Source organism: Methylocaldum sp. (assembly GCF_039794385.1).
In the GTDB taxonomy this organism is placed as follows: Bacteria; Pseudomonadota; Gammaproteobacteria; order Methylococcales; family Methylococcaceae; genus Methylocaldum.
The window spans coordinates 1-4,286 of sequence record NZ_JBDIVO010000375.1 but is presented as its reverse complement, the minus strand read 5'-3'; the positions used below and the strand labels follow the sequence as shown (position 1 = coordinate 4,286).

Here is a 4,286-nt window from a genome sequence, read left to right as displayed (position 1 = left end):
TCGCTTCGTTCACATCCAATCCTTCGCCTTTTTCCTGACCTGCTCGTAAAAGGCCTCCATCACGTCGACGAAGGACACGTCCTTGGGCCAGAACGGCGGGAAATCGCCGCCTTTTTTGACCAGAATGCCCGAAACCGGAGCGGGTTCCGGCGGTTCCACGCCGGAGGGCAGTTTCTTCGCGCCGCGCCAGTAGTCCCTGGGAACGACTGTGTCCGGCACGGTGCTGGGCACGGGACGACTGAAGTAGGACTCCGCCGGGTACAATTCGCCCCCGTTCTCCGTCAAGGCGGTAGCTAGCGCCGCCCCCAAGGGCGTGCTCTGAAGTCGCCGGGCCAGTTCGGCGCGGGGAAGTCCCCGGAGTTCGAACAATAGAAAGGGATCGTGATCCAGCCGCGAGGCGAGCAGGTAATACAAAGCGGCAATGTGTTTGCACGGATTTTCCGGATCGGGACATGAACAGCGCGTCTTGATGTCTTTGCGGCTCCGCGGCAGGAGATCGATTTCCAGATTCTCGAATGGCTTTTCGATCTCGTCCGGCATTTCGTTGAGAAGCAAGCGGGCCAGAAATCCCGCACGACTCCCGATGAGCCGGATGGCGTTATCCCAGGCGGACGCCGGCAGGGACAGGAACTCGATGTGAATCTCATAGATGGGCTCCTCGTAAAATCCGAGGTAGGGGCTCATCCGTCCCCGCACCCGCGCCAGGACTTTGTTCTGCTCCACCCGCCATCCGAGAATGCGGTGGGTGCTGAGATACTGGCGCCCACGCATCAGCCGCTTCGGGTCGGTGAATGTTTCCATCGCTTCGATGAACCGCTGGCCCCACCAGGTCTTGCCGATCTTGCTCATGGCCTACTCCATAACGGCTTGACGATTCAGGGCGATCAGTTCCTTGAAGGCCTCGTTGTCGAGTCGCGTCAGCCAGGATTCATCATTTCCGACGATCAGCGAAGCCACCTGTTTCTTGTCTTCGATCATACGATCGATACGCTCCTCCAGCGTCCCTATGGTGATGAATTTGTGGACGAAAACATTCTTGCACTGCCCGATTCGAAAGGCGCGGTCGGTGGCTTGGTCCTCGACCGCCGGATTCCACCAGCGGTCGAAGTGAAAAACGTGGTTGGCCTTGGTTAGCGTGATGCCCACCCCGCCCGCCTTCAAGGACAATATGAACACGCCGGGCTCGGTATCCGGATCCTGAAATTCGGAAATCATCCGCTCGCGCTTTGCCGGCGGCGTTCCGCCGTGCAGGTAAAATACCGGGCAGCCCAAGGCATCGCGCAAATATTTGTACAGGCTCTCGCCGACTTCGGCGAACTGGGTGAACACCAGAGCGCTTTCGGTCTCGGCGATCACGTCGGTCAACATGTCGTGCAACCGATCGAGTTTCGGAGAACGCTCGGGCGTGAACTCGCTGCCGTCGCGCAAAAATTGGGCGGGATGGTTGCACACCTGCTTGAGCCTCATCAGTGCCGACAGCATCAAGCCCTGCCGACCGATACCTTCGGCCATCGTCAGGCGCTGCTCCACGTCCCGCACCACGGCCTCGTAGAGCGAGGCCTGCTCTTTGCAGAGATGACAGAACTGCTTGTTTTCGACCTTGTCGGGCAGGTCCTTGATGATATTGGGATCGGTTTTGACGCGGCGCAGGACGAACGGCTCGATCAGCTGTTTCAGGGTCTCGGTCTGAGCCGGATCGTTATCGCGCTGGATCGGAAGCTCGTAACGCTGGCGGAACTGGGTCTGCTTGCCCAAATAACCGGGATTCAGAAAATTGAAGATCGACCACAGGTCGAGCAGCCGATTCTCCACCGGGGTTCCGGTCAAGGCCAGGCGATGCTCCGCATTGAGCCTCAAAACCGCCTTGGTCTGGGCGGACAAGGGGTTCTTGATATTCTGGGCCTCATCGAGCACGATCCGCGCCCATCGGATCTGGGAAAACAGTTTCTCGTCCCGTCGCACTAAGGCATAGGACGTGATAACCGCATCGTGCTCCGCGCAGATCTCCCGAAAACGTCCGACATCCCGAAAACGTCCGCCGCCGTGATGGACGATGGCGCGCAGGCCGGGCGCGAAACGCTCGAGCTCTTTCTTCCAGTTGCCGATCACCGACGTGGGCACGACCAGCAAGGTCGGGGCATGCTGATTCGTCTCGACCCGCTCGTGAACCAAGCGCGCGATTACCTGCACGGTTTTCCCGAGGCCCATGTCGTCCGCCAGGCATCCGTTCAGCCCCAGGCTTTCGAGATAACAGAGCCAGGCGAGCCCGCGCCGCTGGTAATCCCGAAGCCGCGCGACCAGGCCCGGCGGATCGTCCACCGGCTGCAGCTGGCTGTGATCGCGGAGCTTCCCCAGCATTTCCAGCAACGTTCCCTGGGGATCGATCTCGAAAAGATCCGAATCCTCCGCCGTCTTCCGCATCAGTTCCGGCAGGCTCATGCCGCCGTCCTCGCTCCGGTGCTTGCGCCAGAACTCCAGCATCGTGCGCATCTTTTCCCGATCCAGCGTCAGCCACTGACCGCGGTAGCGAACCAGCGGCGTCTTGCTTTCGACCAGGCGTTCCCATTCGGCCTCGTCGATGGTCTCCGCTCCCAGTGCCAGCTCGTAACGGTATGCGATCAGGTTCTGCAAGCCCAAATCGCGCCGAGTACCCGCATCCGAGGGGCTGCGGCGGCTGGCGTAAAGGCGGATTCTGGTACGTCGCCGCCCTTGCGGAGTCCACCAGGTGGGCACCATGACGGTAAACCCGGCATCTTCCAATACCCAGGCATCCTCTTGGAGAAACGCGAAGGCCTCTTCCAAAGCCAGATCGACCCCGGTGGGGCGCTCTTCGTCCAAGCCTTCCCACAATTTCGGATAGATGCGAGCCGCCTGGCCCAAGCCGAGCAGCAGGTTTTTCTCGAACTCCGGACCGACCGGCTTGGCGAAAGCCTGTTTCTCCTCGGCGCGCAGCCCCCAGTATTCGGCCAAAGGCAGGCGCAGGGCGGGATCGCGGCGCGGCGAGAGGAGAATTTCCAATCGCCAGGCATCGTCCTCGGAGGCTGCTTCCTGCAAGCGGAACACCAACTCCAGGTCCGCTTCCTCTCGGCGCCCGAGCAGATTGCGCCGCCAGCCGAGCCATTGCCGGTAGAGCTCGATACCCTCGTCGGTTTTCCACGGATGCCCGGCCGGCGCGCCGTTGCGGCAGGCATTCAACAGCGTGCCCTCGATCTTGCGGCCCAACTTGGTGGCAGACGCCGCCTGGACGATAGTGCGATGTACCAGGACATCGGCGCAATGCTTGAGCAGACTGGCGCTCTCGTAAAAAAAACCGCCGGCCGACGCACAAACCGGAGGCATCCGCTCGACGGCCTCCCGAATCAGGCGTTCATAACTGTCGGAAACGATTTCCCAGCCGGCGTAGATTTCATAGCCTTCGGGCGGCATGGTTCGATAGAGCAGCGCCGGGATATAGCGATCCTTCACGATCACCGACTTCAGCGACTGCGTGAAGTAATGCCAAAACAGCAGATCGATGCCCGCCTTGGTCTGCGAGGTCCGGTAAGCCGACAGAAAACGCAATTCGCCGAGCTGCTTGAAAGGGTGGGCCAGGCGATAGCCGTCCACTTCCCAGCCCGTCAAAGCCGCTTCGATGGGCTCTTCGTCCACTCCGCTTTCCAACTCTAGGCCCGGCAGCGGCCGACCGTCGACCGTCGGCAAAAGGACCGTCTGCGGCGCGAAATGAAACCGGCGTTCATAAGGTGAAACGTCCAGCCCGAGTTCGCCTTCGAGAAAAGCCACCAGCTCCGCTTTGGTGAGGTGCCGAGGATGACGGTTCGCGGCTCCAGAGACGTCGGCGGGTTCGCCGTCATGCTCTATCCAAAGCCAAAAATCGCCCGGCTGGACGAACTCGTCGGTACACTCGGGAATCCATGTGCAGTGCAGGACTTTCATGTCGCGTATGTTGCAAGCCGAAAATCGGCTATTGTACCCAGCCGGAGCGGGTTTGCGCCGATCTGTTAATTATTTGTTACATCCGCGGTCAACCCGCATCAGCCCGGCCTAACAATAAACCATCATGTCCGATCGAGCGCAACGCTTATTCATCGGAGCAATCGGTCGATGGCAAGGTGTCGGTTGCCGTCAGTATTGCCGGTACGCGAGGAAGCGTGACGATCGAATCGGAGGCTTTAGGCCTCAGGTCGGTGAGGGAAACGAAGCGGCGGTGGCAATTCAAACCACCTTGCGTAGGATGTGCTGACGAAGGAAGCGCATCCTATGACCTGAGGCACGAAACGCATCGTTCG

2 protein-coding genes are annotated in these 4,286 nt (G+C 60.3%); both read right to left on the bottom strand.

Annotation, left to right across the window (positions count from 1 at the left end):
* Positions 1-9 precede the first annotated feature (9 nt).
* Positions 10-849: an SWIM zinc finger family protein gene (locus ABJK70_RS21005; protein ID WP_077728166.1), complete on the bottom strand. Its 840-nt coding sequence runs from the start codon at positions 847-849 to the stop codon at positions 10-12.
* 3 nt (positions 850-852) lie between these two features.
* Positions 853-3,933, bottom strand: a complete 3,081-nt coding sequence (locus ABJK70_RS21000) for a DEAD/DEAH box helicase (RefSeq protein WP_347259009.1) — start codon at positions 3,931-3,933, stop codon at positions 853-855.
* Between the last annotated feature and the right edge of the window lie 353 nt (positions 3,934-4,286).